Below are 24,590 nucleotides of genomic sequence, written 5' to 3' on the forward strand. Positions count from 1 at the left end.
CTTTACGCAGATGCACGAGTGGCCACTTACGGCACGCCGTTGGCAATTCGGCGTGCCATAAGTGGCCACTGGACGACCGAGATCAGGCCGAGCGGGGCTCCTCGACGGCCAGCAGCGTCGGGTAGTCGGTGTAGCCCACCGGCCCCGGTGCATAGAACGTCGCCATGTCGGGCTCGTTGAGTTCCGCACCGAGGACCAGCCGGTCGATCAGGTCAGGGTTGGCAAGGAATGCCCGCCCGACCGCGGCCGCGCTGATCGCACCCCACTCGGCGTAGCCCTCCAATTGGGAGAAGTCGGTGCCGCTGGCGCGACCGGTGTTGAGGACGAACGTCCCCGACCACAACGCGCGGATGACGCCGAACGTGTGCTCGGCCGGGTCGATGAGCAGGTGCAGGTAGGCCAGCCCGAGGGGCGCGATGCGCTCCAACAACGCCTCGTAGGTGCCGACGGCGTCGTTCTCGTGCATGCCGCCGGCAGTGTTCCCGGGTGAGATACGCAGCCCGACCCGGCCCGCGCCGATCTCGTCGACGACGGCTTCGACCACCTCGGCGGTCAGCCTGGCCCGATTCTCCGGCGAACCGCCGTAGGCATCAGTGCGCTGGTTGACCACATCGGAGGCGAACTGGTGCAGCAGGTAGCCGTTGGCACCGTGGATCTCCACGCCGTCCATGCCCGCGTCGATCGCGCGGCGCGCGGCGGCCCGGAACTGCTCGACGATCACCGGGATCTCGGCGGTGTCGAGCGCACGCGGCGTCTCCAGAGCCTTCTTGCCGGAGGGCGTGTGGGTGACCACATCGGCCGCGATCGCCGAGGGAGCGACGGCCTCGAACCCGCTGATGTCGGGGTGTGCCATCCGGCCGACGTGCCAGAGCTGAACGAACATCTTGCCGCCTGCGGCATGCACCGAGTCGGCGATCTCGGCCCAGCCGTGCTGATGGCGGTCGGTGTAGATGCCCGGGGTGTTCATGTAGGCCCCGTTGGCGGTCTCGGCGACGGCCGTGGCCTCGCTGATGATCAGACCCGCTCCGGCGCGCTGGGTGTAGTACTGCGCGGCCAACGGCGACGGGGTGCCATCGGCGTCGGCGCGCGAACGCGTCAGCGGCGCCATGAACAGACGGTTGGTAGCGACGGTGTCGCCGACCTGGATCGGCTGCAGCAATGCGGCGTCGGCGTTCAGTTTGTAGTTCACGCCGCTTTAGAGCGTCGAGGGTGCGGCAATCATTCCCGGCGTCATGATCGCCGAGCCTGCGTCCAGACCACCGAGCCTGCGTCCAGAACGCGAATTCGCCGATTTTCACGATCTCACCGCAGTCTCGGTGGGTAACCACATCTACTCTCGACGGCATGACCGTGCAGAGACTGCAGCCGTACGCGGTGACGATCTTCGCGGAGATGTCTGCGCTGGCCAGCCGCCTGGGCGCGGTCAACCTCGGCCAGGGTTTCCCGGACGAGGACGGCCCGGCCGAGATGCTCAAGGTGGCCCAGAACGCCATCGCCGAGGGCCACAACCAGTACCCGCCCGGTCTCGGCATCCCCGAGTTGCGCGATGCGATCGCCGCGCAGCGCAAGCGCCACTACGGCATCGATTACGACCCCGACACCGAGGTGCTGGTGACCGTCGGCGCAACCGAGGCCATCGCCGCGTCAGTCCTCGGCCTGGTCGAGCCGGGCGCGGAGATATTGGTGATCGAGCCGTTCTACGACTCGTACTCCCCCGTGATCGCCATGGCCGGATGCGTACGCACCGCCGTGCCGCTGGTCGCCGACGGCGCCGGGTTCGCGATCGACATCGAAGGTTTGCGCCGGGCCGTGACACCCAACACCCGCGCACTGATCCTCAACTCCCCGCACAATCCGACCGGCGCCGTGGCCTCCGACGCCGAGTTGCGCGCGGTCGCGGCGCTGGCCATCGAGCACGACCTGCTGGTGATCACCGACGAGGTGTACGAGCAGTTGGTGTTCGGGGTCGAGCACCTGCCGCTGGCCCGCTACCCCGGCATGGCGGAGCGCACGGTGACCATTTCGAGCGCGGCCAAGATGTTCAACGTCACCGGCTGGAAGATCGGCTGGGCCTGCGGGCCGGCCGATCTGATCGCCGGGGTGCGCGCCGCCAAGCAGTACCTCACCTACGTGGGCGGTAGCCCGTTCCAGCCCGCGGTGGCCCACGCACTCAACAACGAGGACGGCTGGGTGGCCGACCTGCGCCAGTCATTCGAGGCCAAACGTGATCGGCTTGGCAGCGCCCTGGCCGACATCGGGTTCGAGGTGCACGACAGCCGCGGGACGTACTTCCTGTGCGCCGACCCACGGCCCCTCGGGTATTCGGACAGCACGCAATTCTGCGCCGAGCTGCCGCACAGGGCCGGGGTGGCCGCGATCCCGATGTCGGCGTTCTGCGATCCCGAGGCACCGCATGCGGACTTGTGGAATCACTTGGTGCGCTTCGCTTTCTGCAAGCGTGACGACACCATGGAAGAGGCGATCCGCCGGCTGGGCGTGTTGCGGGCCTAGCCTTTGTCGCTCAGCTTGACGGCGCGCTCTCTGGCCGTCATCGCACCCCAGATGCCGTAGGGCTCGGGAGCGGAGAGGGCGTGTGCGCGGCAGCGGGCCAGCACCGGGCAGGCCTGGCAGATCGCCTTGGCCGCGTCCTCCCGCCTGCGCAGCGGGCGGCCCCGAACCTCTTCCGGGAAGAACACCTCTGCCGGATGGTCCCGGCAGAGTCCGCGCAGCTGCCAGCTCCACTCGTCGAAGGCGGGTGGTGGCAGGTTGCGAGGGGAACGGTAGAACGGCATCGCCGGACGGGTGGCGGCGATATCGGGTATCGCCTGTCGCGCAACGATTTCCAGCGGCGGCTGGCTGTCAAAAAGCGTGCGGGACAAGGCGTTCACCCCTTTGAACGAAGTGGCGTGTGGCCTGCCATGCTGCCAGCCCAGCCGGAGGCCGCACGTTGTCATCATGTAAAGAATCGACCGCAGATCGCGACACTTTGCTGCCTCATTTCGGCACGCCGCGGGCGATGAGGTGGTATGTACCGCGGGCCGAAGATGCCGTCTTGTCCGGTTCGGACTGGTGCGATGCGCGCTACACCGGTCGGCTCCGGCGGTTCGCGTAGGGCCTGTCGTCACCACCGCACGGGAGCAGGCCCCTATCCTCCCGGCTCAGGACAATGACGCTGCGACCCTCGAGTCCCGCGGGGCCAGTAGGCAGTAGAGGCCCAGGGCCACACCACAGCCGATGAACCAGCTGTATTGAGCGGCGGTGTGCATGCCGGCCACGCTGCCGCCCAGCAGTACCGGGATGACCGCGAGCACTGCGCCGGCCACCGTCGCGATCACCGCCACCTTGTTGTATCCCTTTCTGTACCAGTATTTTCCGGACTCATCCATGGTGAAGAGGTCGTCCACCACGACCTTCTGCTTGCGCACCAGGTAGAAATCGGCGATCAGCACACCGAACAGCGGACCGATGAATGCACCCAACGTCTCCAGCGTGTAGTGAATGACCTCGGGGTTGTTGTAGAGATTCCACGGGGTGATCAGCACCGACCCGACAGCTGCGATCATGCCACCGGCCCGCCAGCTGATCCGTTGTGGGCTGACGTTGGAGAAGTCGAAGGCCGGACTGATGAAGTTGGCGACGATGTTGATGCCGATGGTCGCGATGGTGAAGGTCAACGCGCCCAACACGATCGCGAACGTGCTGTCGATGCGGGCCACGGTCTGGACCGGATCGGTGATCAGCTCGCCGAATACCGGCAGCGTCAGCGAAGCGGTCACCACCACTAGCACCGAGAACACGAGGAAGTTCAGCGGCAGGCCCAGGAAGTTGCCCCGCTTGACCGCCGCGAAAGTCTTTCCGTACCGGGAGAAGTCACCGAAGTTGAGCATCGGGCCGGAGAAGTAGGACACCACAAGGGCGATCGCCCCGAGCATCACCGGCACCGACGCCCAGCCGGTGTAGTTGACGTCGCCGAGGTTGAGGTCGATGGCGCCCCACCCAGCCTTGGAGATCAGATATCCGCACAGGACGAACATCACGACGTAGACGGCCGGGCCACAGAAATCGATGAACCGGCGGATGGATTCCATTCCGCGCCAGAACACACAGGCCTGCAGCACCCACAGCAGCAGGAAGCTGCCCCAGCCCAGCAGGGACAGCCCGGCGAACCCGTAGTCGGCGACCACTGCATACGGCGCCAGCGCCGGGAACAGCTTGACCAGCACGATGTCCAGGGCCGCCGAGGCCAGGAACGTCTGGATGCCGTACCAGGCGACCGCGATCAGTCCGCGGATGATGGCCGGGATGTTGGCGCCGAGCACCCCGAACACCGTGCGGCAGATCACTGGATAGGGCACCCCGGCGACCTGGCTCGGCTTGGCCACCAGATTGCACAGGAAGTAGACGATCGTGATGCCGATCAGCAACGCCGCCAGCACCTGCCAGCTGGCCAGGCCCAGCGCGAACAGGCTGCCGGCCGTGACATAGCCGCCCACGCTGTGCACGTCGGACATCCAGAACGCGAAGATGTTGTAGGAACCCCAGGTCTGTTTGCGCAGTGGGGCCAGATCTTCATTGGTCAGCCGTGGGTCGTAGCCCGGTTTGATCTCACCGCTGCCGACCGGATGGCCGGCCGCCTCGACGAGATCTGCGGCACCCACGGTTTGGGATACAACGGTGTCGGTCATGGACCGACGCTAGGAACCTTGTGTTTCCCGGCTATTTCACCGGAGCTATGCCTTAATTTCGCGAATAATATATTTCGGCATTTGCATTCGGCCGGCTACGCCAACAACCCTGTGCGGGTGGGCAGAGTGGCGATCACGGCGTTGAGTCGCGCGGCATGCAGTTCGGAGACCGAGACCAAGCGGTCGGCGTCGCCGGCCAGGAAAGCGTCGAGCATCTCGCCATGGTCGGCATGCAACTGAGCCCGGGCCGCCGGACTGACGTGGACCATCGTCTGGACGGGTTCGGTGACGTTCCAGGCGGCTTCGAGCATGTGCAGCAGCCGGTGCATACGGGACGGCCGGGTCAGGGCGGCGTGGAAGTTGCGGCTCTGGCGGTGATAGGCCACGGCATCGTCATCGGCGATCGCCTGTTGCAGCAGGTGATTCACCGCGACCGCTGCGGCACGGTCGGTGTCCGATGCGTTGGCCACCGCAGCCGCCAACGAAGCCGACTCCAAAGTCTCACGCACGATGTACATTTCGCGGAGTTCCGGAGCGGTCAGCAGCGCCACCCGGTAGCCCGAATTTCGGCGGTGCGCCACCAGGCCCTCGCCGATCAGGGTTTTCAGCGCCTCTCGCACCGGGATCTGACTGACCCCGAACGCGTCAGCCACCTCGGCGAGCGGAATCGGTGTACCCGGCGGCACCCCGCCGTCGAGGATGGCCCGGCGCAGCTCATCGAGGACCGCCTGCTGCGAGTGGCCGGCCGTCACAAGCTGTTCGAGCAGGGCCGATCGCCGCAGAGCCCGCATACGGCCACATGCTAAGCCAGTCTGGCCGCCACCGCTCCACGGAGCGGTAGCCGAAGCCTCAGGTTCGGTAGGAATCGCACTGATCGACCCCGATTCGAGTAGTCCGATACTCGCGCAGAACCTCACCAAATTTGCCACCATCGTAAAGACACTGGTGGGAGGCGTGATGAACCTCGGATCGACAACGCTTGGGCGCGCTGCCGGCCTCACGGCGGTCGCTGCTGCCGCGGTGCTGGCGGTGGCGTGTAGCGAGACCAAGAATGATCCGCCGCCGCCCCCGCCCCCGGCGAGTGGGAGCGCCACACTGCCGTCGACCACGACCACCGTGTCAGGGCCGATCACCACCTACAAAGCCCCCACAACCACCACGAACCCGGATGGCTACACCAGTACGACGACGTCGACGAGCACGACGCTACCGGCGCCGACGTCGGAGCCGTCGACGACATTGCCGACCCCGACGCTGACCACGCCGCCGACACCGACCGCGGACAACCTTCCGACGACGTCGGTTCCCACCACGCAGCAGGCGCCACCGACGTGAGCGAGGACGCCAAGTCGCTCACCCAATCGGCGGAGCGGTGGCTCAGCCTCGCGGCCCTGGTGGTCGCGCCGACATCACTGATCACCGGATTGTGCTACTTCTTCGGCCTGCTCGCGATCCGCAATCGGTTGCACTACTTCGGCGTTGATCCAGGAACCGTGGGCTACACGTCGGCGGACTACGTGGTCACCACCATCGGGACGTTCTTCTTCGCGTCGTTGCGGGTCCTGATCGTTCTGGCGATCCTCGTGGTACTGACGGTGGCTTTTCGGCACTGGGCGGCCACCGGGCGGCGAATCACGTTGCTACGCAACATCGCATGGCTCTTGACAGGCCTGGGCGCGGTGGGCTTGATCGTCGCCGTGGTGTGGCTGGTGTCCGATCGCAGCCTGATCAAGACGGTGGTCGACAATCCCCCCGACATGTACATGGCGGCGACGATCGCTGCCGGAATCGTACTTCTGGTCGCCGGCTATTGGACTCTCACCCTCACCGGCCGCGGCCGGCTACCCAAGATGGCCGAGCGGATACTGCTCGCGCTGGCGGTTGCGGGCCTGGTGGTGGCACTGTTCTGGGCCACCGATCTCTACGCCGTCGATCAGGGCAAGCACAACGGCGCGGATGCCGCAGGCAGACTGTGGGCGGCCGACGGCGACTACACCGCGGTACAAGTCGATACCACCGAGGCGCTGAACATTCCGGACAACCTGGTGAAGATGACGGTGCTACCGGCCCAAGGACCACCTGCTGCGCCGGTCTACCGCTACCAATGCCTTCGTGTCCTGGAAGCACACGCCGGCCGCTACGTGCTGGTGCCGGCCAGGTGGTCACGGGAACAGGGTTACGCCATCACCGTGACGCCTGACGCGACACACCGCGTCACGTCCGTGGTGGACTCGACACCCGTGGTGAAAGGGTGGACGGTCGACGAGTTCTGGCAATGCCCGGAGGTGGTTCGCACCTACCAGCAGTCTGACCTCGAACCGATCCTGATCGGTCCCGAGAGGGCACAGGAGCTCGTTGGCGCCGGCAGTCTCAGCGTTACCGGCCCTGACACGAACAGCGACACCGCACCCGCCAACGGGAATCCCTCCTCATCGAAAGGTTGTGTACCCGAAGGTGATCCATCCGCCCTGCCGGCGGCACTGCCGCCGTACCCCAAAGTCGTCGCAGCGACGCGGGAACGCGAGATCACCGGCGCCGGACCGTCCGGCCGGGTGCGGTTGCAACAGCGGGCCATGATCTTCCCTGACCCCGCTGCAGCCGAGAATTTCATGACTGCGGTCCAGGAACATTGGGGTTACTGCGCGGGCAAGACCACCGCCGTATACCGGCACGGCGAGGCTCAGGCCCGCACCATCGGTACCCGCGTGGTGCAGAAAAGCGTTCTGTCAGTGACCGATTCGACCGCAACCAACGCGGCCGCGGACTGTGCCCAGGCCCTGGCCGCCAAATCCAATATCGTCGTCGCGGTCGACCTCTGTGGCGCGAAGGAGCCGTCTCAGGCGGCCGCAGTCGCCTACGACGTGCGGAACCGGATACCCACCGACTACTAGGGCAGCGTGGCGGCCACCGCCCACAACGCGGCCAGATCCTCCGGCTCGGTCCGGATCGGACTGAGCGCCACATCGGTGGCCCCGGCGTCGAGATAACGTTGCAGCTGCTCGCGCACTTGCGCCGCCGACCCGACGGCCGCCAGTTCAGCGACACTGGAAACCTGTTCGCGGGCAATGACTTTCTGATATGACGGGATGGTCTCGTAGAACGCCAGTTGCTGTGCGGCGGCGCTGCGGGCGGCGTCCGCGTCGTCGGAGACGAGCGCCGGCACCATGGCCACCACCCGGGGTTGCGGCCGGCCCACCGCCGTGGCCGCCGCGGTGATCGTCGGCACGATGAACTCCCCCACCGTGCGCGGTCCGGCGAGATACGGCAGTGTGCCATCGGCCAATTCTCCGGTGACCCGAAGGGCCTTCGGCCCCATCGCGGCGACGTACACCGGGACCGGGGTTCCGCCGGGCACGTGCACCGGCCACTCGGGGTTGGCGGTGAACGCGGTGCCGTGGAAGTCGACGGCGCGTTCATCGAAGATCGCCCGCAGCACCCGCAGGTGTTCACGCAGCCGGCCCACCGGGTCGGGCCAGGCGGTGCCGAAGGCCTGGTGTTCAGGTGCGTGCGAACCCAGACCGAGCCCCAGCGTGAAGTTGCCGTGCGCGGCGGCCTGCGCCGTCTGCGCAGCGGAGGCCACCAGCAGTGGGTGGCGGGGATTGACCGGCACCACCGAGGTGCCCACGCCGAGACCCGGGACGGCAGCGCCGATCAGCGCGGCCAACGTGATGGCGTCGACGTCGAACTGCTGGGCGAGCCAGATCTGACGGACCCCGGCCGCGTAGGCGGTGCGGGCCTGTGAGATCGCGGCGTCGACGACGTTGGGGGCGGACGGGTTCAGGGTGAGGACGACTCCGGTCGGCATACCGGCACCAACCGGCACAGCAGTCCGGGCTATTCCGTTCTGCTCACGCTGCGCGATATCCGCGCTTCTAGGCCCGCCGTGAGTTACTCATGACGCGCTGGCGCAACCGATCGATGGCGACATCGAGAACGAGTGTCCTCGCACGGTTGATGAGGAACTCCGGGATCGGCATCGCGAGGTCGACGATCACGTCGAACCGCACCCGCGTCTTGTCCACCTCTGGTGTCAGGTTGTATTCGACGTGCTGCCCGCGCTGCTGCAGGTTGGGTTGGGCATCCCACACCATCCAATGGTCGCCCCAGTGGAATTCGAGCAGCTCTTTGTCCGTGATGCCCAGCAACCTCATCGTCGCCTTGACATGGTGGGGTTTGCCGTCGGGATACCGGTCGAGGATCTTGACGCGTCGGTGCAGTACAGACCAGGTCGGCAGCGCGTCGACATCGGCGAGCACCTCCATGATCGCCTCCGGCGAGGCGTCGAAGACCACCTCGCGTGATGCCTGAACGGCCACGTCTCCGAATCTAGCGAAGCGTGCCGCTCATGGCGGTGGTTCTGCGATGCGAAACGAGGGAGGTTAGCTGGGTTGCCGGGCGACGATCACCGGCGCTGCGGCGGAATGGACGACCGCGGAACTGACCGATCCGAGCAGCAACCCGGTGAATCCACCGCGTCCGCGATTGCCGACGACCACCAACTGTGCGGTTTCGGCCTGAGCCAGCAATTGCCGGGCCGGCTTGTCGGGCATGACCACGCGTCGCACCGCCACATCGGGATAGCGCTCGCACCACCCGGCCAACTGCTCGGCGAGCGCACGCTCGGCTTCAGAGCTCAGGTCTTCCCACTTCACGTCGGGGAACTCGAAGTTCAGATCAGTCCAGGTGTGCACCACCACGAGCTCCACACCGCGGCGGGACGCCTCATCGAAGGCGATTTCGGTGGCGTATTCGGAGGCACGCGACCCGTCGACACCGACCACCACGGGCCCGTCCGCCGGATGATCGTTGTCGGGGATCACCGCGACCGGCCCGTGGGCATGAGCCGCGAGGCTCGAGCTGACCGAGCCGAGCAACCGGCGACCCCATTTGCTCAGGCCGCGGGAACCCACGACCACCAGATCGGCATTCCGCGAGTAGTCGATCAGCGTGGCCACCGCGTGTCCGGGCACCGCCTTCGCGATGATCCGGGGTTCCTGGTGGCCGGCGATGGTCTCGACCGCAACGCGGCGCGCATCATCGAGGACCTCCTGGCCGCGCTGATCCTGATAGTCCCAATAGTCCTGGGGCAACGCGACATCCAACCAGACCGGTGACGCAGCGCCGGGGAGCGCGTGTACCAGCGTGAGCCCGACGCCCCGCAACACGGCGGCGCGAGCCGCCCAGGCCACCGCTGCGTCCGACGAGGGCGACCCGTCGACCCCGACGACGATGCCGTGGCGGACGTCATGTTCACTCATCCGAATCTCCTTGTGGCGCAGCACGGCAGATCATCACCGGCACCGGGCTGTGGTGCAGCAGGTTCAGGCTGGTCGACCCGAGGAACACACCGGCCAGGGCGTTGCGGCCCCGGGACCCGACCACCACGAGTCCCGAGTCGTCGACATGCTTGAGCAGCGCCTTGCCGGGCGATTCCGGCTCGACGAAACACTTGGCGTCGACGCCCGGGTGGCGCTTGTTGTGGACGTCGACGGTCTCGGTGAGATCGGCCAGTTCAGCGGACTCTATGCCGTCCCAGTCGATCAGCAGCGGGATGGTGACACCAGTCTCGGCCGGTGCGGCCAGAGACAACGAGCGCACGGCGTTGACCGCCAGCCCGAACCGGTCGGCGAACTCGAACGCCGTCTCCAGCCCGGCCTGCGCGGCAGGGCTGTCGTCGACCCCGACGACGACGGGGCCGTCACCTGGAGCCACCTTCTCGCCACGGAAGGCGACCACCGGGCACGCCGCTCGGGTCGCCACCGACAGCGCCGTCGACCCCAGCAGCAGCGCCGCGGCCGGGGTTACCTTCTTACCGCCGAGGACGACGAGGCTCGCGTCGGCGCTGGCGTCGATCAGCACCTGGTCGGCGGGTTCGTTGAACGAGACGGTGGACACGGACAGGTCGGGATGATCGCTACGCACGGCTTCATCGGCGGCCTTGAGGAACGCCTCGGCCATGTCGCGCTGGTAGGACATCATCGCCGCGGTGAACGCCGCTGCGGTCTGCGTCAGATTCCGGCCGACGGACGGTAGTGCGTGCACGATGCGCAGCGGTACGCCGAACCGCACGGCGACCGCACCTGCCCACCGGGCCGCATCAAGCGCGCCATCACTGCCGTCGATTCCAACCACTACGGGAGCGTTCGAGGAAGTCACTCCTTCATCGTGGCTGCTGAGCGTCACTATGGCCAGGGACCAAAGACTCTAAGTGCCAATCAGGTCCAGCCGATGTCGGCGATGTCGGTGCTCGACTGCGGCGGCCGGCCTGGTGTTCCCGGCGCGGTCCGGGAGAACCGCGGAGCCGGGGCGGCTTGCGCGACACCGTCGACGGTGATCAGCGTCGACCGGTCCAGCAGATGCTTACTCTCGGCCGCTTCACCCCAGGTGAGCACCGGTGTCACGCAGGCGTCGGTGCCTGCGAAGATCGCGGTCCACTCGTCGCGGGTCTTGGTGGCGAAACGCTCGGTGAAGATGGCGCGCATCTCGTCGTAACGGGCCAGCTCGAACTGCCCGGGGATCTCACCTGGGTCCAGGCCGAGACCCGCCACCAACTGTGCGAAGAACTGCGGCTCGATCGACCCGACCGCCATGTAGCCGCCATCGGAGGTCTCATAGGTCCGGTAGTACGGGGCACCGCCGTCGAGCAGGAAGGACTCGCGCTCGTCGCGCAACGATCCGGTGGCCCGCATGGTCCACATCATCTGCGACAGCATGCTGACCCCGTCGACCATCGCGGCGTCGATGACCTGGCCCTTGCCGGAACGTTCCCGCTCGTACAGCGCGGTGACGATGCCGATGACGACGAGCATCGAGCCGCCACCGAAATCGGCGACGAGGTTCAGCGGCGCCACGGGCGGGCGGTCGCGGTAACCGATCGCCGAGAGGGCGCCCGTCTGCGACAGGTAGTTGATGTCGTGGCCGGCCGTGGTGGCCAGCGGCCCGTCCTGACCCCAGCCGGTGATCCGGGCGAAGACCAGCCGCGGGTTGACGGCCTCGCACTCCGCCGGGCCGATGCCGAGGCGCTCACAGGTGCCCGGCCGGAAACAGTCCAACAACACATCGGCTTTGGCGACCAGATCCAGCAGCTTTCCCGGTTCGTTCTTCACGTCGAGATCGACGATGCGCTTGCCGCGATGCAGCAGGTCGACGTTCTCGGCGGGCATGGTCAGGCCACCCGGTCGGCGCACCCGCACCACGTCGGCACCCAGGTCCGACAGCATCATCGCGGCGTGTGGCCCGGGGCCGATGCCGCCGAGTTCGATAACTCGCACTCCGGCGAGCGGTCCGGTGTTGGTCATGCGAGGCACACTAAGGGATGGGCGAAAACCTCTACACCGTCGGTGACTATCTGCTGGACCGCCTCGCGGAACTCGGGGTGACCGAGGTCTTCGGCGTCCCAGGCGACTATCAGCTGGAATTCCTCGACCACGTCCTGGCCCACCCGCAGATGAACTGGATCGGCGGCGCCAACGAGCTCAACGCCGGCTACGCGGCCGACGGCTACGGACGGCTGCGCGGGATGGCCGCCCTGGTCACCACATTCGGGGTCGGCGAATTGTCGGCTGCCAACGCGGTCGCGGGCAGTTACGCCGAACACGTCCCGGTGGTCCACATCGTCGGTGCCCCTTCGAAGGACTCCCAGGGAGCACGGCGCATCGTGCACCACACCCTCGGCGACGGCGACTTCGAACACTTCCTGCGGATGAGCCGCGAGATCACCTGTGCACAGGCCAATCTCGCGCCCGCGACGGCGACCCGCGAGATCGACCGGGTGCTCTCAGAGGTCCGTGAGCAGAAGCGGCCCGGCTACCTGCTGATCGCCACGGATGTGGCCCGGTTCCCCACCGAACCTCCCGCTGCGCCGTTGCCCCGCTACACCGGTGGCACGAGTCCGCGCGCCCTGTCCATGTTCACCGCGGCAGCCGCCGAGCTGATCGGTGACCACCGGCTGACCGTGCTCGCCGACTTCCTGGTGCACCGGCTGGACTGCGTCGACGAACTCAGCGCGCTGCTGGCGGCGGACACCGTCGGCCACGCGACGCTGATGTGGGGCAAGAGCCTGGTCGACGAGAGCTCACCGAACTATCTGGGCATCTATGCCGGTGCGGCCAGCGAGGATTCGGTGCGCGAGGCGATCGAGGGCGCGCCCGTGCTGGTGACCGCGGGAGTGCTGTTCACGGACATGGTCAGCGGGTTCTTCAGCCAACGCATCGACCCGGCGCGCACCATCGACATCGGCGTCAACCAGAGTGTGGTGTCCGGGCAGGTGTTCGCCCCACTGGACATGTCGGCCGCGCTCGACGCCATCACCGCAATCCTCACCGAACGCGGCATCACCTCACCGGCGCTGCCCGCGGTCCCGGCCCGTACGCACGCCGACCCACCCGTCCGGGAGGCCGCCCTGACTCAGGAATCCCTGTGGGACAGGCTTTCTGAAGCGCTGACGCCGGGCAACGTGGTGCTCGCCGATCAGGGCACGTCGTTCTACGGGATGGCCGGGCACCGGTTGGCCTCCGGGGTGACGTTCATCGGCCAACCCCTGTGGGGCTCGATCGGCTACACCCTTCCAGCCGCGCTCGGCGCCGGGCTGGCCGATCGGGACCGCCGCACGGTGTTGCTCATCGGTGACGGCGCCGCCCAGCTGACCATCCAGGAGTTGGGCGCCTTCGGCCGCGAGGGCCTGGCACCCGTCGTGGTGGTGGTCAACAACGACGGATACACCGTCGAACGCGCGATCCACGGCGTCACAGCCGAATACAACGACATCACCGGATGGCGCTGGACAGAACTGCCCGCGGCGCTGGGCGTCCCCGATGCGCTCACCTTCCGGGTCAGCACCTACGGCGAACTCGACGACGCGCTGAGGACCGCGGCGGCCGCGCCCGACCGCATGGTGTTCGTCGAGGTGATGCTGGGCCGGATGGACATCCCGCCCCTGCTGACCGAGTTGGCACAGTCCGCCTCGGACGCCAATTCGAGCTAGTCCCGGCGGTCCGGCTGGAATCTTCGGATTCGAGTAGGCCGCTACGCTATCCGCGGCGCTCCCACCCGGATGGAATGGCAGTTGAAATCGCTGACCTCACAGGGAGACGTCCGATGGCCACAGAAATCTTCGCGAAAATCGGTGACATCAAGGGTGAATCGGTCGATGCCAGGCATCCGGACGAGATCGACGTGGCGTCGTTCTCGTGGGGCGTCGCCAACACCGGATCCGCGGCACCGGGCGGCGGCGGGGGTGCGGGCAAGGCGACGTTTCAGGATCTGCTGATCGTCCACACCATCGACAGCGCCACACCAGCGCTGCTGTTGACCTGCGCCACCGGGCGGCATCTCGCGCAGGCGACGATCAGCCACCGCAAGGCCGGCGAGAATCAGCAGGACTATCTGACGATCAAGCTCAGCGACGTGACGATCACGGCCGTCACCCAGAACGGCGCGGAGGTCGCGCCGTACACCGAAACGGTGAGTCTCCGGTTCGGGAAGGTCGACCTGCTCTATCGACGGAGGCGTCCTGACGGATCCTTCGACGAGGGCCAGCATTTCATCTTCGACGTGCGCACGAACCAGGCTGGCTGACGCTCAGCCCTTCTTGACCTTGAGCACCTGCTTGCGCAGGCCTTCGGTGGCGGTCTCCACACCACCCTTCATGGTCCGCTTCAGGATGAAGCCCGGCAGCGGCACCGACAGATCGATGGTGATGTCGAACCGGACCTTGGTCTTGTCGCCGGCGGGAGTCAGGGTGTAGCTGGCGTCCTGCGCCTTGAGCTGACCGGCGCGCACGAGGGTCCAGCTGACCTTGTTCTCGCTCCAGGTGTATTCGATCACCTGCTCGTCGGTCAGGCCGGCGGCCTTGACCGTCATCTTGACCTGCTTGGGCCGGCCGTCGTCGTAGGTCTCGAGGATCTCGGCGCGCTGGTACTGCGGGGACCAGCTGGGGGTCGCCTCGACATCGGCGACAACGTCGAGGATCTCCTGCGGGGTTGCCTCGATGACTACTTCACGGGAATCGCTGGTTGCCATGCGGTGAGATTACTCGGGGCTACGCTCACGAATATGAGCAATGCCGTCGATCCCACTGCTCGACCCAGCGGAACCGGATGTGCGGAGTGCACCGCGGCAGGAGGCTGGTGGGTGCACCTGCGGCGCTGCGCGGCGTGCGGCCACATCGGGTGCTGTGATGATTCGCTGGCCCGTCACGCGTCGGCGCATTGGCGCGAGACCGGGCATCCGATCATCCGGTCCTTCGAGCCGGGCGAGGACTGGTTCTGGAACTTCGAGACCAACCAGTACTACGACGGGCCCGACCTCGCGCCGCCCCAGCATCATCCCAAAGACCAGCCGGTGCCCGGACCCAAGGGGCACGTGCCCAAGGATTGGGCCGACCAGCTGAGCAACCGCTAGTCGCCCAGCACCGCCTTGGCGGCGTTGTAGCCCGGGATGAACGTGATACCCGGACCGCCGTGACAACCGGCGCTGCCCAGATAGAGCCCGTCAATGGGAATCGGTTGACCGACATATCCTCTGGGGCCGGGACGGTTGGGGCCCATCTGCTCGGGATGGATCAGGCCGTGGCAGTAGTCGCCGCCCGGTGCACCGAACATGGTTCCCATGTGGCGCGGGGTGAATGTGGTGTGGCGGATGATCCGGCGCTCGAAATCCGGTGCCAGCCTGGCGATCTTCTCGATGACACGCCGGCCCATCTCGGCCTTGAGCTCGCCGTACCCGGTTGCCGACTCCTCGACCGGGAACCACAGCGCGAACGCCGAGGCGGCGTGCTTGCCTGCCGGGGCCAACGTGGAATCGTGGGCCGACGGGATCTGGAAGGCGATCGCAGGATCTGCGGGCACGATCCCGTGGCGGGCATCCTGCCATTGCTGCTGGAGCTCTTCGGGAGTACTGAAAAGGCCGATGGCCGCCTGCATTTCAGGATCGTTGAGCATCTCGTAGGGAGCCTCGAACGTGGGGGCTCCGTCGAGGGCGAAATGCATCTGCAGGTAGCTGCCGCGGTGGTCGATGCGGGTGAACCGTTCACGCGCCTCGGCCGGCAGCGCCTCGGGATCGATCAGCTTGGTGACCGTGGTGTCCGGGGCGATCGCCGACACCACGACGGGCGCGGTGATCGTCGTGCCGTCCTCCAGCCGCACTCCGGTGATCCGGCCGCCGTCGACCGATATGCGATCGACACTGCTGCGCAGGCGTAGCTCACCACCAGCGTCAGTGAGCATGGTGTGCAGGTGTTCGGTCAGGGCGCCGATCCCGCCGACCAGCTTCTTCATCAGCATGGCGTTCTCGTCGGGCACCGCCAGCCCATAGGCGAGGGCCGCTGCGCTGCCCGGCGTCTCGGGCCCGCGGTAGGTGGTGTTGATCGCAAGGAAGGCCAGCATGCCGCGCAGGGCACCGTGCTTGTCCCGGTCCGGCAGATACCTGTCCAGGACATCGCTGACCGATCCGAACAGCAGGTCATCGATCGCTGCGCGCTCGGATTCCGTTGTGGCGCACGCATACATCTCGTCCAGTGTGCGGGGCGGGCGCCCCGCGTCGAATCGGCCCAGCGCCCGGGTGGGCGCCAGGCTCCATGCCATCAAGCCGGCCATCCCGGCCACCGCGTCGGCACCGTGGACCTCACCGAGGTGGCCGAGCATTTTCATCGGGTCGGCGTAGTAGACGACCGGCGGGTCACCGATTCCGCGCAGCGACACCGACATGACCCCCAGGTCCACCGTCGGCAAGGTGTCCAGCCCGAGTTCGGTGCTGACCACCGCCGAGGTGGGGAACTGCAGCGACCCGGCGATCTCGAACCGGTAGCCGTCGAACAGCTCGACCGTGGAGGCCATGCCCCCGGCGTACCGCTTGGCTTCCAGGCACAGGGTGCGCATTCCCGCCCGCGCCAACAGGGCCGCAGCGGCCAGCCCGTTGTGCCCGGCGCCGATCACGATTGCGTCGTAGTCCGCCATCGATCGAGGCTGACACCGCACCCGATGTTTTGTCAATAATGACAAAACATCGGAGGTCGGTTGACCCAGGTCGTCAATCCAGACCGGTTCGCAGCGCTTCCAGCCCGGCCCGGCACATCCGCGCCAGTTCGGGCAGTGAACGTTCCCCGGCCTCGTCGCCGACCATCCACAACTCCATGGCGCCGAACACCGCGGCCGCGACAGCTCTTGCCGTCACCACGATCCGTAGCCGGTCGTCCCCCTGCGGCACCTGACCCCGGCGTGCCACCAGCAGTTCGGCCACCGCGTCGGCGAAGTCGGATTCCACCTGGCGGATGTGCCGCACGATCCGGTCGGGGTCGAGTTCGACCGCGCGCATGCTGGCGATCTTGGTCACCGCGTCGACGTCGTACGGGAACGCCAGGACCGCGGACTGCACCGAGTCGAGGATCGATTCGGTCGCCGGACGCTCGGCCAGCGCGGCTCGGAACCAGTGCAGACCCGCGTCGTAATCGGCGAACAGCAGATCGTGCTTGGACGTGAAGTGCCGGTAGAAGGTCCGCAGGGACACGCCGGCGTCCGCCGCGATCTGCTCGGCCGAGGTGTCCTCGACGCCCTGGGCGAGGAACCGCACCAATGCGGCCTGCCGCAGCGCCTCGCGCGTGCGCTCACTGCGCGCGGTCTGCGCGGGCCTGACCATGACAGTGAAATTACCGCACGGCCGATCGATCCTCGGGACGCACGGAATGTCAATATTGACAAAACTTGAGAACGCGAGTGTGCTCACGCCATGGTGTCGATCATCGTTCATGCAGTTCTGGGCGTGGCCGTCGTCGCGCTCGTCATCCGACTCAACCCACACGTCTTCTCGCGCCCACCCGGGCCGGCGCTGTCCCGCGTCGAGCTGGCGTACTACCTCGTCGGCCTCGCCTCGATCCCGATCTGCTGGTACTTCAACATGCAATTCGTCGCGCAGTACGCCCAACCGGACGGCAACCCGATCTGGGGCCCGGGAAGTTGGCAGGAGTTCATCGCGCTCGGGTACACCAACCCCGCGGCCGCCTCGGCCAGCGCCGACTACACGATCGCCAATGTCATTCTGCTGCCGCTGTTCACGATCATCGACGGACTGCGCCGCGGCATCCGCCACCCCTGGTTGTTCTTCGTGGCGAGCCTGTTCACCAGCTTCGCGTTCGCATTCGCCTTCTACTTCGCCACCATCGAACGGCAGCGCCGCCACCAGCAGGCCGAGGTCGCGGTCAGCTGACGGACCAGGTTGCGTGCTACCGCGCCGCCTGAGCCTCGGCGCGGCCACGCAACCGGGATTGGGCCCACCCCAGCACGTCGTAGTAGCGCGTGGGCGCAATACGGGCCAGCATGTCGAATGCGTACGCGTCCGGGCCGATCAGAATCCGGGCCTTACCCGCCTCGACCCCGCGGTGGATGATCTCGGCTGCCTTGTCGGGCTGGGTCATGGTGATCGCGGCGAACTCCTGGGCCATCTGGTCGTGAGTACGGCCGCGACCTTCGGGATCCTTGCGGAACCGGGCATTGCGCACGATGTTGGTGTTGATGCCGCCGGGGTGGACATTGACCGCCGTCACCCCGGTTCCGCGCAACTCCTGGCGCAGCGAGTCCGTGAACCCGCGCACTGCGAACTTGGCTGAACAGTAGGCACTTTGGTTCGGCATGCCGACCAATCCGAACACGCTGGAGGTGTTCACGATGACACCTTCGTCCTGCTCCACCAGGGTCGGCAGGAATGCCCGGGTGCCGTTGACCACACCGTGAAAGTTGATGTCCCACAACCAATTGTCATCCTCGGGCACAGCATCCAGCACACTGGAGGACACCGCGACACCGGCGTTGTTGAAGACTGCGCCGATCGGCTGCGGAGCCCAGGCCCCGACCTCACCGGCGAATGCGCGCTGGTCTTCGGCATCGCGCACGTCCAGCACTCGGGTCAGCACCGGGCCGGACAGGCCTGCCTCGGTTTCCTTCAAGCCGGTCTCGTCGACATCGGCGATGGCCACGGGGCAGGAATGCGACGACAACCGCTGCGCCAGAGCACGACCGATACCCGACGCCGCACCGGTGATGACCACGGTGCGGCCGCTGATGGTACGGCGCCTGCTCATTGCTGCTCCTTCAGTTCGGTGTCGATGACACGGGTCGAGGCTGCGTGCCGGGTGATCAGGTCCAGCAGTCCGTCCCATGCTCCGGCGGGCAGATCGTGGCCCATGCCGGCAATGGTCTCCAGCCGGGCGCCGGGGATGGCCCGCGCGGTGGCGGCACCGCCGCTGGGGTTGACCATGCGATCGCGGTCGCCGTGGATCACCAGCGTCGGCACGTCGATCTGGCCCAGTTCGACGGTGCGGTCCCCCGAGGCGAAGATCCCTGCCAGCTGCCGCGCCACCCCGGTCGGCCTGGGATCGCGATTCCAGGCGACCCCGGATTTCTCGCGGACCCAGGCCTCGTCGAACGGGTATCCGTGAGAGCCGATATGGCGGAACATCTTCACGTCGGCGTCCATCGCCTCGGCGCGCGACCGCGGTGGTTTCGCGGTGGCCATCCGCCACCACGTCGACGGGGCCGGCCTGCCGATCCGCGGCGCACCGGTGTTGGACATGATCGAGGTCAGCGTCGCGACGCGGCCCGGATGGCGGGCGGTGACAGTCTGGGCGATCATCCCGCCCATCGACACCCCGACCAGGTGCGCCCGGTCATGGCCGAGCGCGTCCAGCAGCCCCACGGTGTCACGCGCCATGTCCCCGAGGTGGTACTGGTCGGCGTGGCTGCCGCCCCGCAGGATCGCGAGCGGGCCCGGCGGCGGGAACGGCATGTGGGTGGACCGCCCCACATCGCGGTTGTCGAACCGGGTGACACGGTAGCCACGGTCGGCCAGGCCGGTGACGAGCCCGTCCGGCCAGGAGTGCAACTGCTGCCCGAGGCCGGCGATCAGCACGACCGGCGGATCACCGGGATCACCGAACTGCTCGTAGCACAACCGGATTCCGCGGCCGACGTCCACCACACTCTGTTTGGCCTGTGCCATATCCACCCCTAACTGGTACCCAGCGGTACCGATTACGGTACTGCGCGGTACCAGCCGGGGCAAGTGGGAGGGCTCCGCCGGTGTCAGGCCCGGGGTTCCAGTAGTGCGGTGCAGGCCAGCACCGCATCCTCGGTGACCTCCCCCACCTGGTCGCCGCTCTCCACGGTGATCGCGATGAGTTCCCGCAACCCGCCGAGCAGCATGATGCTGCGACGCCGCGAGATCGACACCCCGGCCGAGCGGAACACTTCGCTTTGCGTCAGGGCCTGCACCATCGCGATGAAGTTCTCCATCGACTCCCGCTGAAGCGCCCGCGCCGCGGTACCCAGCGTCGGGAGATCGCGGATCCAGGCCAGCATCAACTCGGGGTGGGCCTCATAGGAGGCGATCCACGCCTCGACCGCCTGGCGGACCTGATCCCGCCAGGGAACATTCCGGTCGACGCCGCGGGCAACCTCACGCACATGCTTGGTATTCACACTGGTCAGCAGCGCGACAAAGCAATCCTCGCGGCTCGCGAAGTGTTCGTAGAAGGTGCGGCGGGACGTCTTGGCCCGCCGCACGATGTCGGCGACCGTGGTGTTCTGATAACCGTCTTCGACGATCGATTCGTTCATGGCTTCGAGCAGGCGCGAACGGAACGCGCTCTTGTCGGCCTCAACCGACGTCGTGGGACTGTTCATCTCGGGCTGTCATCGTAATGCCGATCAGCGGCGCACGGTTGGGCTGTGCCCGACGACCGATCGCGCGCCCGGGTTGGCGGCCGGGGGACGGTTCTGCCGGAAACTCAAGCAGACGCCGAGGTTGCCGCCCACGCACGGCACCCCGTTGACCGTGGGAACCGGACCGCCGGACCGATTCCCGGTCGGGTCGAGGGCCGCCGGCTCGGCGTTCACCGACGGTGCGAACACCACCGCCACTGCGCAGAGACCGATCACCATCCGGCGCATACCGGCAGCGTAACGCCGGCGGTCAGCCGATCGGCGTCAATGGGCTGAGCACATCACGCACGAATTGGGCGATGTTCACCGACGGATTGCCGTCAGGGAAGCTCACTGTGGCCAGCACGGTGCCACCGGCATCGGCGAAGTTCTGGTCGGCGCGGCCCTGATGCGTCGAGGACGTCACCACGATGATGCCCGTGGCACCCGCCTTCTTCGCCAGCGGAACCGAGAACTGCGCGTTCTGCACGGTGCTGTTGGCCCGGTCCTCCACGATGATGCGGCTGGCCGGAAGGCCAAGCATGACAAGCAGATTGCGCATCTGTGCGGCCTCGGTCTGACCGTTCTGCGGGTTGCCACCGGTGACGATGACGGGAGCCTGCGGAAACGCCTGAGCGATCGCCAGGCCGGTGAGGACGCGGTGATACAGGATGGCCCGCATCGAGCCGTCGGGCTTCAGCCCGTAGCCGAGGATGACGATGGCGGGTTCGGTGAAATCCTTGCCCGCCACGGGTGGGACTGCGTGTGCCGTCACCGGGCTGACGGTCAAGGTCAGTACGCACGCCAGCGCAATGACGAGAATCCTCAGCCAATTGCGCATCTCACCCCTAACGACTGCGACGCTTGTGAAGGTCGTGGCCAATGGGGTCGATGTTACCGATCTGGCGGATGTGGCGTCGGTGTCAGCCGGGCACGGTACTCACATACACCGTCTCGGGCCGGGTCACCGCCGCCACCTTGCCACCCGGCACCAGCACCGTCGTCCGCGACCGACGGCGGCGCACCGCCTCGGCAGTGGGTGCTTGCTCGGGGTCCCGCCCAGCCAGGTGGTGCAACAGCCGCAAGGTGGACCACAGCCCAGCCCCGGTGATCCCCCGCTCAGGGTCGACCGACACCAGCGCACGAGCCACCGCGCGGTCGGTGAACAACCCATCGAACGCCCGACCCGCAGCTGCGGCGAGCATCGGACCGTGGCCGAACGGCATCGTCGCCGGGATGGGGTCTTCGGCCCGAACCAGCACTGCGTCCGCATCGGGCTCAGGAGTGTGCACCCGAGCCAGACACACCAGCGACACGGTGTGACCGCGCTCGTCGCGGCCGGGATCGGAGACGACGGTGATCGGGAAAGGCTCAGTGCCGCTGAGCACCTGGGCATGCGCACGCTCGGCGGCGATCCACGTGGCCGTCTGCGCGACCGTCTGTCCCCGGGCCGGATCCATCACCGCGCCGGGCAGCGACAGCTGCCCGGCGTGGGGGTCACGTTCACGGCGGTAGAGCACCAGGGCCGGGTCGTCTGGATCGTCGGTGATCGCCACGAGGTCCACCGACAGCCACATGCGCTGATCGTCTGCGGGTTCGGCGGGCACGATCCAACTCTGTCACGCCGCGTCCTCTCGTCGGGCCTTCGCCGCCAGGAACCGCGCCCAGCCGGCGCGAAGCTCGGCGCGCACTCCGGCGAATGTCGCGGCACCAACGAACCTGCCGTCCTCGAAGACCGTGCGCAACCGTGAGTTGGCCTCCTGGTCGGCGGTGGCCTGCTGCGTCAGCTCCAGTGAGCCGTCCATGCCGCCCAGCACCGCGAGCCGGCCGCGCGCCGAACGCTTGGTGCCCGAGTCTGTGACCGGGTCCTTGAAGATGTCGCGGCCCCGACCGTCGACCTGCACCCACGTCGCCTTGACCGCCAGGGAGAAGGTGTCCCGGGTGACGAACTGGTATGTGTACGAACCGAATCCGAATACCGGAACCGTGGACACATAACCCTGCCGCATCAGGTTCATGGTGATCGCGTCAGCTCGCTCGAAGTTGATCGAGTCGCCGTAGATCACGCCGACGTGCGGGTCCAGCTCGCGGTAACCGGCGGCGTTCTCGGTGGTTCCGAATGTCTCGGCCAGCAGGTTCACCACACCCCTGCGTTGCGGGCTGCCGGCCGGGGCCTGCGGGTCGCCGCACAGGATCAGCTCGGGATCACCAGAGTCAGGGCGGATCACCAGCTTTCCGTCACGCGCCATGATCGTGTCCTTGAGCGCGGGCAGGAACTCCGTCATCACCTGCCATAGATCCCAGCTGTCGCTGACCACCGAGACGATCCCCGACGGGTACAGATCCAGCAGCCGCTCGAACGTGGCCAGCTCCCCCTCGGGCCCGTTCGCCGTCATCACCGAGTGCTCGGTGGCAGGGACGGATCCGCCCAGCACGGTCCCCTCGGGCGATCCGGGGTAGAACCGGTCGATCCAACCCAGCGCTGACAGCGAGTCGGTTCCGGTGAAACTCAACAGGTGCGCGGCACCGCTGACCGACGCTGCACCCATGCCCGCCATGCCGCGGGCCGAGAAATCGTGGCCCTGCCAGTTGACGGCGGCTGGGTCGGCGCCGGAGGCTTCGGCGCGCTCGTCGAGCAGGCACCGGTTGCGCCAGGCCGTGGTGGCCGAGGTGATGGGCTGCCACAACGCGGCCGACAGATCGGTCTCGATGTAGTTGGTCAGCCAGAAGAACCGAGGCTCGGTGTTCTCCACCGTCAGGTACGGGATCCCCAGCGGGGTGACCGTCCCCTCCGGCAGCGCCCGGAACCGCAGCGGCAGCCGGCCGTAGCCGTGCAGCTGCCGGATGTGTTCGGAGCCAACGTTGTTCGGCCCCAGAATGTCGGCGACCCGCTCCTCGTAGGCCCGGCACACCTCGTCGATGTCGGCGTCGAAGAATGCCTGCCAGCGGACCGCGAGATCGGCCAGGTACGCCTGCAGCCCGAAGAACACCGTCCAGTCGACACCCGCCACCCGGCTGCCGCGCGCGGTCAGGTTGGAGTACACGACCTCGGTGCGGTCCGGGTACTGCCTGCGGTGATCGAGCTTGTACGCGTCGGTCTCCATCAGCACCGTCAGCGCATCCAGGGCCGTGCGGGTGTAGTCGCAGGGGTCGAAGCTCATGATCAGTTCTCCTTTTCGGTCAGCACGGACAGGACGTGCCCGATCAGCGGCACCTGACGGACTTCAGTCGGCAGGGCATCCGGATCGACGCCGGCGCTGGTGTTCGCGGCGGTGATCGACGCGAAGTGAGTCAGTAGGTTCTCGCGCCAGCGCCCGGTGAACAGCCCGTGCGTCACCCACAAGTGCAGTTCGACGGCGGGCTCTGTCGCGCCGATCGCTTGGGCGAGACCGGCGAAAGTGCCTCCGCCGTCGCAGATGTCGTCGACCAGCAGGAACCGGCCCGCCCCCAGACCGTCTGGTGCGGTGAACCCCGACAGTGCCCCCGTCTTCGGGTCACGCATCTTGCCTGCGGTCAGCAACGTCACACCGAGCGCGTTCGCGACCGCGCCGGCGCGGTCGACGGCACCCTTGTCGGGCGCGATCACACCGTCCCAGGAGATCTCGGCGAGCGGCGAGGCCGCGATGAGCTCGGCGGCGCCGATGGAGTGGACCGTCGCCCCGTGAGCCGACGCGGCCGCAGCCCAGGCGCCGGAGTGCGGATCGGCCGCGATCACGTCGCGAATCCCGGTCGCCGCGGTCAGACGAGCGACACCCTGCGCGTCGTAAGTCGCGTCGTGATCACCACGCGCCGACGGCAGATACGGCATCACCAGGACCGGGTCCGCGTCCTGGTGAAAGGCGACCCACTGGGCGAGCGCGGCGAAATCCAGTGCGCCACCGGCGTTCCAGGCGATCGGGCGCCGACCGGAAGCCGGCTCGAGGTGACGGACGGCGACGTCACCGCCGGGGTAGGCCTCGATGGCTCCGGGTGCGGCGTCCAACCGCCGGGTGACGGGATCGTAGGTGTGGAAGCTCAGGCTCATGACCGAAGCGTACCAGAGATACGGGCATATTTGCCCGTATCTTTCCCAAGGCACTGTTCCAGCCCCGTCGACGGCACGAGTTTTCCTCAGACAACAGCCATCAAGCCCTCACCAGCTCCTGTCCGTTGCCGTGCACGCTGGCTGGTTCAGCGGGGCCGCGCCTGCGGTTTCGCCCGAAAGTTGTGACCGGTA

27 protein-coding genes are annotated in these 24,590 nt (G+C 67.2%); 6 read left to right on the forward strand and 21 right to left on the reverse strand.

What is annotated here, in order from left to right; all coding sequences use genetic code 11:
- Positions 1 to 82: 82 nt before the first annotated feature.
- Positions 83 to 1,189, reverse strand: a complete 1,107-nt coding sequence (locus TX88_RS23850) for an alkene reductase (protein ID WP_044520381.1) — start codon at positions 1,187 to 1,189, stop codon at positions 83 to 85.
- A gap of 155 nt (positions 1,190 to 1,344) precedes the next feature.
- Here TX88_RS23850 and TX88_RS23855 point away from each other — a divergent pair, with 155 nt between their 5' ends.
- The gene (locus TX88_RS23855) at positions 1,345 to 2,511 is read left to right on the forward strand and encodes a pyridoxal phosphate-dependent aminotransferase (RefSeq protein WP_044520382.1); all 1,167 of its coding nucleotides are present in this window, start codon (positions 1,345 to 1,347) and stop codon (positions 2,509 to 2,511) included.
- Here TX88_RS23855 and TX88_RS23860 read toward each other — a convergent pair.
- The 4 genes from TX88_RS23860 to TX88_RS34375 form a co-directional block, all read right to left on the reverse strand.
- On the reverse strand, positions 2,508 to 2,879 hold the full coding sequence (locus tag TX88_RS23860; RefSeq protein WP_322786872.1) for a WhiB family transcriptional regulator: 372 nt from the start codon (positions 2,877 to 2,879) through the stop codon (positions 2,508 to 2,510). The two genes, TX88_RS23855 and TX88_RS23860, sit on opposite strands and share 4 nt — an antisense overlap.
- 279 nt (positions 2,880 to 3,158) lie before the next feature.
- Positions 3,159 to 4,685, reverse strand: coding sequence for an NCS1 family nucleobase:cation symporter-1 (locus TX88_RS23865; protein ID WP_044520383.1), 1,527 nt, complete (start codon positions 4,683 to 4,685; stop codon positions 3,159 to 3,161).
- 95 nt (positions 4,686 to 4,780) lie between these two features.
- Complete coding sequence (locus TX88_RS23870) at positions 4,781 to 5,476, reverse strand: GntR family transcriptional regulator (RefSeq protein WP_044520385.1); 696 nt, start codon at positions 5,474 to 5,476, stop codon at positions 4,781 to 4,783.
- Positions 5,477 to 5,857: 381 nt separating this feature from the next.
- Positions 5,858 to 5,998: a hypothetical protein gene (locus tag TX88_RS34375; RefSeq protein ID WP_162563208.1), complete on the reverse strand. Its 141-nt coding sequence runs from the start codon at positions 5,996 to 5,998 to the stop codon at positions 5,858 to 5,860.
- An 18-nt stretch (positions 5,999 to 6,016) separates the two neighbouring features.
- Here TX88_RS34375 and TX88_RS23875 point away from each other — a divergent pair, with 18 nt between their 5' ends.
- Positions 6,017 to 7,576: a sensor domain-containing protein gene (locus tag TX88_RS23875; protein ID WP_044520388.1), complete on the forward strand. Its 1,560-nt coding sequence runs from the start codon at positions 6,017 to 6,019 to the stop codon at positions 7,574 to 7,576.
- Here the strand turns inward: TX88_RS23875 and TX88_RS23880 are convergent.
- The 5 genes from TX88_RS23880 to TX88_RS23900 all read right to left on the reverse strand — a co-directional run bounded on the left by TX88_RS23880 (position 7,573) and on the right by TX88_RS23900 (position 11,983).
- Positions 7,573 to 8,490, reverse strand: coding sequence for a TIGR03564 family F420-dependent LLM class oxidoreductase (locus TX88_RS23880; protein ID WP_044520389.1), 918 nt, complete (start codon positions 8,488 to 8,490; stop codon positions 7,573 to 7,575). The two genes, TX88_RS23875 and TX88_RS23880, sit on opposite strands and share 4 nt — an antisense overlap.
- Before the next feature lie 67 nt (positions 8,491 to 8,557).
- The gene (locus TX88_RS23885; RefSeq protein ID WP_044520392.1) at positions 8,558 to 9,001 is read right to left on the reverse strand and encodes an SRPBCC family protein; all 444 of its coding nucleotides are present in this window, start codon (positions 8,999 to 9,001) and stop codon (positions 8,558 to 8,560) included.
- 63 nt (positions 9,002 to 9,064) lie between these two features.
- A complete protein-coding gene (locus TX88_RS23890; protein WP_044520395.1) occupies positions 9,065 to 9,943 on the reverse strand; it encodes a universal stress protein in 879 nt (292 codons plus the stop codon).
- Positions 9,936 to 10,841: a universal stress protein gene (locus tag TX88_RS23895; RefSeq protein ID WP_044521834.1), complete on the reverse strand. Its 906-nt coding sequence runs from the start codon at positions 10,839 to 10,841 to the stop codon at positions 9,936 to 9,938. The genes TX88_RS23890 and TX88_RS23895 overlap by 8 nt, the downstream gene beginning before the upstream one ends.
- Positions 10,842 to 10,900: 59 nt before the next feature.
- On the reverse strand, positions 10,901 to 11,983 hold the full coding sequence (locus TX88_RS23900) for a CaiB/BaiF CoA transferase family protein (protein ID WP_044520399.1): 1,083 nt from the start codon (positions 11,981 to 11,983) through the stop codon (positions 10,901 to 10,903).
- Positions 11,984 to 12,000: 17 nt separating this feature from the next.
- On the opposite strand from TX88_RS23900, the gene TX88_RS23905 reads away from it, so the two are divergent.
- Together TX88_RS23905 and TX88_RS23910 are read left to right on the forward strand one after the other, a co-directional pair.
- Positions 12,001 to 13,668: an alpha-keto acid decarboxylase family protein gene (locus TX88_RS23905; RefSeq protein ID WP_044520401.1), complete on the forward strand. Its 1,668-nt coding sequence runs from the start codon at positions 12,001 to 12,003 to the stop codon at positions 13,666 to 13,668.
- Between the two features lie 113 nt (positions 13,669 to 13,781).
- Positions 13,782 to 14,261: an Hcp family type VI secretion system effector gene (locus TX88_RS23910; protein ID WP_044520403.1), complete on the forward strand. Its 480-nt coding sequence runs from the start codon at positions 13,782 to 13,784 to the stop codon at positions 14,259 to 14,261.
- Between the two features lie 3 nt (positions 14,262 to 14,264).
- Here the strand turns inward: TX88_RS23910 and TX88_RS23915 are convergent, their stop codons facing one another.
- Entirely contained in the window at positions 14,265 to 14,705 is a 441-nt protein-coding gene (locus TX88_RS23915; protein WP_044520405.1) for an SRPBCC family protein, read from the reverse strand.
- A gap of 33 nt (positions 14,706 to 14,738) precedes the next feature.
- On the opposite strand from TX88_RS23915, the gene TX88_RS23920 reads away from it, so the two are divergent.
- Positions 14,739 to 15,086 carry a UBP-type zinc finger domain-containing protein gene (locus TX88_RS23920; protein WP_044520406.1) on the forward strand — a complete coding sequence of 116 codons (348 nt, stop codon included), beginning with the start codon at positions 14,739 to 14,741 and terminating at the stop codon, positions 15,084 to 15,086.
- Here the strand turns inward: TX88_RS23920 and TX88_RS23925 are convergent.
- Both TX88_RS23925 and TX88_RS23930 read right to left on the reverse strand, forming a co-directional pair.
- Positions 15,083 to 16,639: a phytoene desaturase family protein gene (locus TX88_RS23925; protein ID WP_044520407.1), complete on the reverse strand. Its 1,557-nt coding sequence runs from the start codon at positions 16,637 to 16,639 to the stop codon at positions 15,083 to 15,085. The genes TX88_RS23920 and TX88_RS23925 overlap by 4 nt on opposite strands.
- A 73-nt stretch (positions 16,640 to 16,712) precedes the next feature.
- Complete coding sequence (locus TX88_RS23930; RefSeq protein WP_044520411.1) at positions 16,713 to 17,318, reverse strand: TetR/AcrR family transcriptional regulator; 606 nt, start codon at positions 17,316 to 17,318, stop codon at positions 16,713 to 16,715.
- Between the two features lie 90 nt (positions 17,319 to 17,408).
- Here TX88_RS23930 and TX88_RS23935 point away from each other — a divergent pair, with 90 nt between their 5' ends.
- Positions 17,409 to 17,885, forward strand: coding sequence for a DUF2834 domain-containing protein (locus tag TX88_RS23935; RefSeq protein ID WP_044520412.1), 477 nt, complete (start codon positions 17,409 to 17,411; stop codon positions 17,883 to 17,885).
- A 16-nt stretch (positions 17,886 to 17,901) separates the two neighbouring features.
- Here TX88_RS23935 and TX88_RS23940 read toward each other — a convergent pair whose 3' ends face one another.
- From TX88_RS23940 to TX88_RS23975, 8 genes are all read right to left on the reverse strand, one after another.
- The gene (locus tag TX88_RS23940; RefSeq protein WP_044520413.1) at positions 17,902 to 18,756 is read right to left on the reverse strand and encodes an SDR family NAD(P)-dependent oxidoreductase; all 855 of its coding nucleotides are present in this window, start codon (positions 18,754 to 18,756) and stop codon (positions 17,902 to 17,904) included.
- On the reverse strand, positions 18,753 to 19,673 hold the full coding sequence (locus TX88_RS23945; RefSeq protein ID WP_044520415.1) for an alpha/beta fold hydrolase: 921 nt from the start codon (positions 19,671 to 19,673) through the stop codon (positions 18,753 to 18,755). Before TX88_RS23945 ends, TX88_RS23940 begins: the two co-directional genes overlap by 4 nt.
- 83 nt (positions 19,674 to 19,756) lie before the next feature.
- Entirely contained in the window at positions 19,757 to 20,356 is a 600-nt protein-coding gene (locus tag TX88_RS23950; RefSeq protein WP_044520417.1) for a TetR/AcrR family transcriptional regulator, read from the reverse strand.
- A gap of 24 nt (positions 20,357 to 20,380) precedes the next feature.
- Positions 20,381 to 20,623, reverse strand: a complete 243-nt coding sequence (locus tag TX88_RS33975) for a hypothetical protein (RefSeq protein ID WP_209447089.1) — start codon at positions 20,621 to 20,623, stop codon at positions 20,381 to 20,383.
- A gap of 22 nt (positions 20,624 to 20,645) precedes the next feature.
- Positions 20,646 to 21,215, reverse strand: a complete 570-nt coding sequence (locus TX88_RS23960; protein ID WP_044520418.1) for a YdcF family protein — start codon at positions 21,213 to 21,215, stop codon at positions 20,646 to 20,648.
- 82 nt (positions 21,216 to 21,297) lie between these two features.
- Positions 21,298 to 21,981, reverse strand: coding sequence for an NUDIX hydrolase (locus TX88_RS23965; protein WP_049925315.1), 684 nt, complete (start codon positions 21,979 to 21,981; stop codon positions 21,298 to 21,300).
- A gap of 12 nt (positions 21,982 to 21,993) precedes the next feature.
- The gene (locus TX88_RS23970) at positions 21,994 to 23,535 is read right to left on the reverse strand and encodes a nicotinate phosphoribosyltransferase (RefSeq protein ID WP_044520420.1); all 1,542 of its coding nucleotides are present in this window, start codon (positions 23,533 to 23,535) and stop codon (positions 21,994 to 21,996) included.
- Positions 23,536 to 23,537: 2 nt separating this feature from the next.
- On the reverse strand, positions 23,538 to 24,398 hold the full coding sequence (locus tag TX88_RS23975) for a phosphoribosyltransferase family protein (RefSeq protein ID WP_049925317.1): 861 nt from the start codon (positions 24,396 to 24,398) through the stop codon (positions 23,538 to 23,540).
- Positions 24,399 to 24,590: the final 192 nt, after the last annotated feature.

Origin of the sequence: Mycolicibacterium septicum DSM 44393 (assembly GCF_000455325.1) — a bacterium.
Lineage (GTDB): Bacteria > Actinomycetota > Actinomycetes > Mycobacteriales > Mycobacteriaceae > Mycobacterium > Mycobacterium septicum.

What these genes read in the sequence shown, in the direction of transcription:
- TX88_RS23975 (WP_049925317.1), bottom strand. Translation starts at nt 24,398, where the DNA reads ATGAGCCTGAGCTTCCACACCTACGATCCCGTCACCCGGCGGTTGGAC.
- TX88_RS23865 (WP_044520383.1), bottom strand. Translation starts at nt 4,685, where the DNA reads ATGACCGACACCGTTGTATCCCAAACCGTGGGTGCCGCAGATCTCGTC.
- TX88_RS23890 (WP_044520395.1), bottom strand. Translation starts at nt 9,943, where the DNA reads ATGAGTGAACATGACGTCCGCCACGGCATCGTCGTCGGGGTCGACGGG.
- TX88_RS23930 (WP_044520411.1), bottom strand. Translation starts at nt 17,318, where the DNA reads ATGGTCAGGCCCGCGCAGACCGCGCGCAGTGAGCGCACGCGCGAGGCG.
- TX88_RS23950 (WP_044520417.1), bottom strand. Translation starts at nt 20,356, where the DNA reads ATGAACAGTCCCACGACGTCGGTTGAGGCCGACAAGAGCGCGTTCCGT.
- TX88_RS23870 (WP_044520385.1), bottom strand. Translation starts at nt 5,476, where the DNA reads ATGCGGGCTCTGCGGCGATCGGCCCTGCTCGAACAGCTTGTGACGGCC.
- TX88_RS23945 (WP_044520415.1), bottom strand. Translation starts at nt 19,673, where the DNA reads ATGGCACAGGCCAAACAGAGTGTGGTGGACGTCGGCCGCGGAATCCGG.
- TX88_RS23900 (WP_044520399.1), bottom strand. Translation starts at nt 11,983, where the DNA reads ATGACCAACACCGGACCGCTCGCCGGAGTGCGAGTTATCGAACTCGGC.
- TX88_RS23960 (WP_044520418.1), bottom strand. Translation starts at nt 21,215, where the DNA reads ATGCGCAATTGGCTGAGGATTCTCGTCATTGCGCTGGCGTGCGTACTG.
- TX88_RS23940 (WP_044520413.1), bottom strand. Translation starts at nt 18,756, where the DNA reads ATGAGCAGGCGCCGTACCATCAGCGGCCGCACCGTGGTCATCACCGGT.
- TX88_RS23970 (WP_044520420.1), bottom strand. Translation starts at nt 23,535, where the DNA reads ATGAGCTTCGACCCCTGCGACTACACCCGCACGGCCCTGGATGCGCTG.
- TX88_RS23905 (WP_044520401.1), top strand. Translation starts at nt 12,001, where the DNA reads ATGGGCGAAAACCTCTACACCGTCGGTGACTATCTGCTGGACCGCCTC.
- TX88_RS23910 (WP_044520403.1), top strand. Translation starts at nt 13,782, where the DNA reads ATGGCCACAGAAATCTTCGCGAAAATCGGTGACATCAAGGGTGAATCG.
- TX88_RS33975 (WP_209447089.1), bottom strand. Translation starts at nt 20,623, where the DNA reads ATGCGCCGGATGGTGATCGGTCTCTGCGCAGTGGCGGTGGTGTTCGCA.
- TX88_RS23920 (WP_044520406.1), top strand. Translation starts at nt 14,739, where the DNA reads ATGAGCAATGCCGTCGATCCCACTGCTCGACCCAGCGGAACCGGATGT.
- TX88_RS23915 (WP_044520405.1), bottom strand. Translation starts at nt 14,705, where the DNA reads ATGGCAACCAGCGATTCCCGTGAAGTAGTCATCGAGGCAACCCCGCAG.
- TX88_RS23855 (WP_044520382.1), top strand. Translation starts at nt 1,345, where the DNA reads ATGACCGTGCAGAGACTGCAGCCGTACGCGGTGACGATCTTCGCGGAG.
- TX88_RS23925 (WP_044520407.1), bottom strand. Translation starts at nt 16,639, where the DNA reads ATGGCGGACTACGACGCAATCGTGATCGGCGCCGGGCACAACGGGCTG.
- TX88_RS23935 (WP_044520412.1), top strand. Translation starts at nt 17,409, where the DNA reads ATGGTGTCGATCATCGTTCATGCAGTTCTGGGCGTGGCCGTCGTCGCG.
- TX88_RS23880 (WP_044520389.1), bottom strand. Translation starts at nt 8,490, where the DNA reads ATGCCGACCGGAGTCGTCCTCACCCTGAACCCGTCCGCCCCCAACGTC.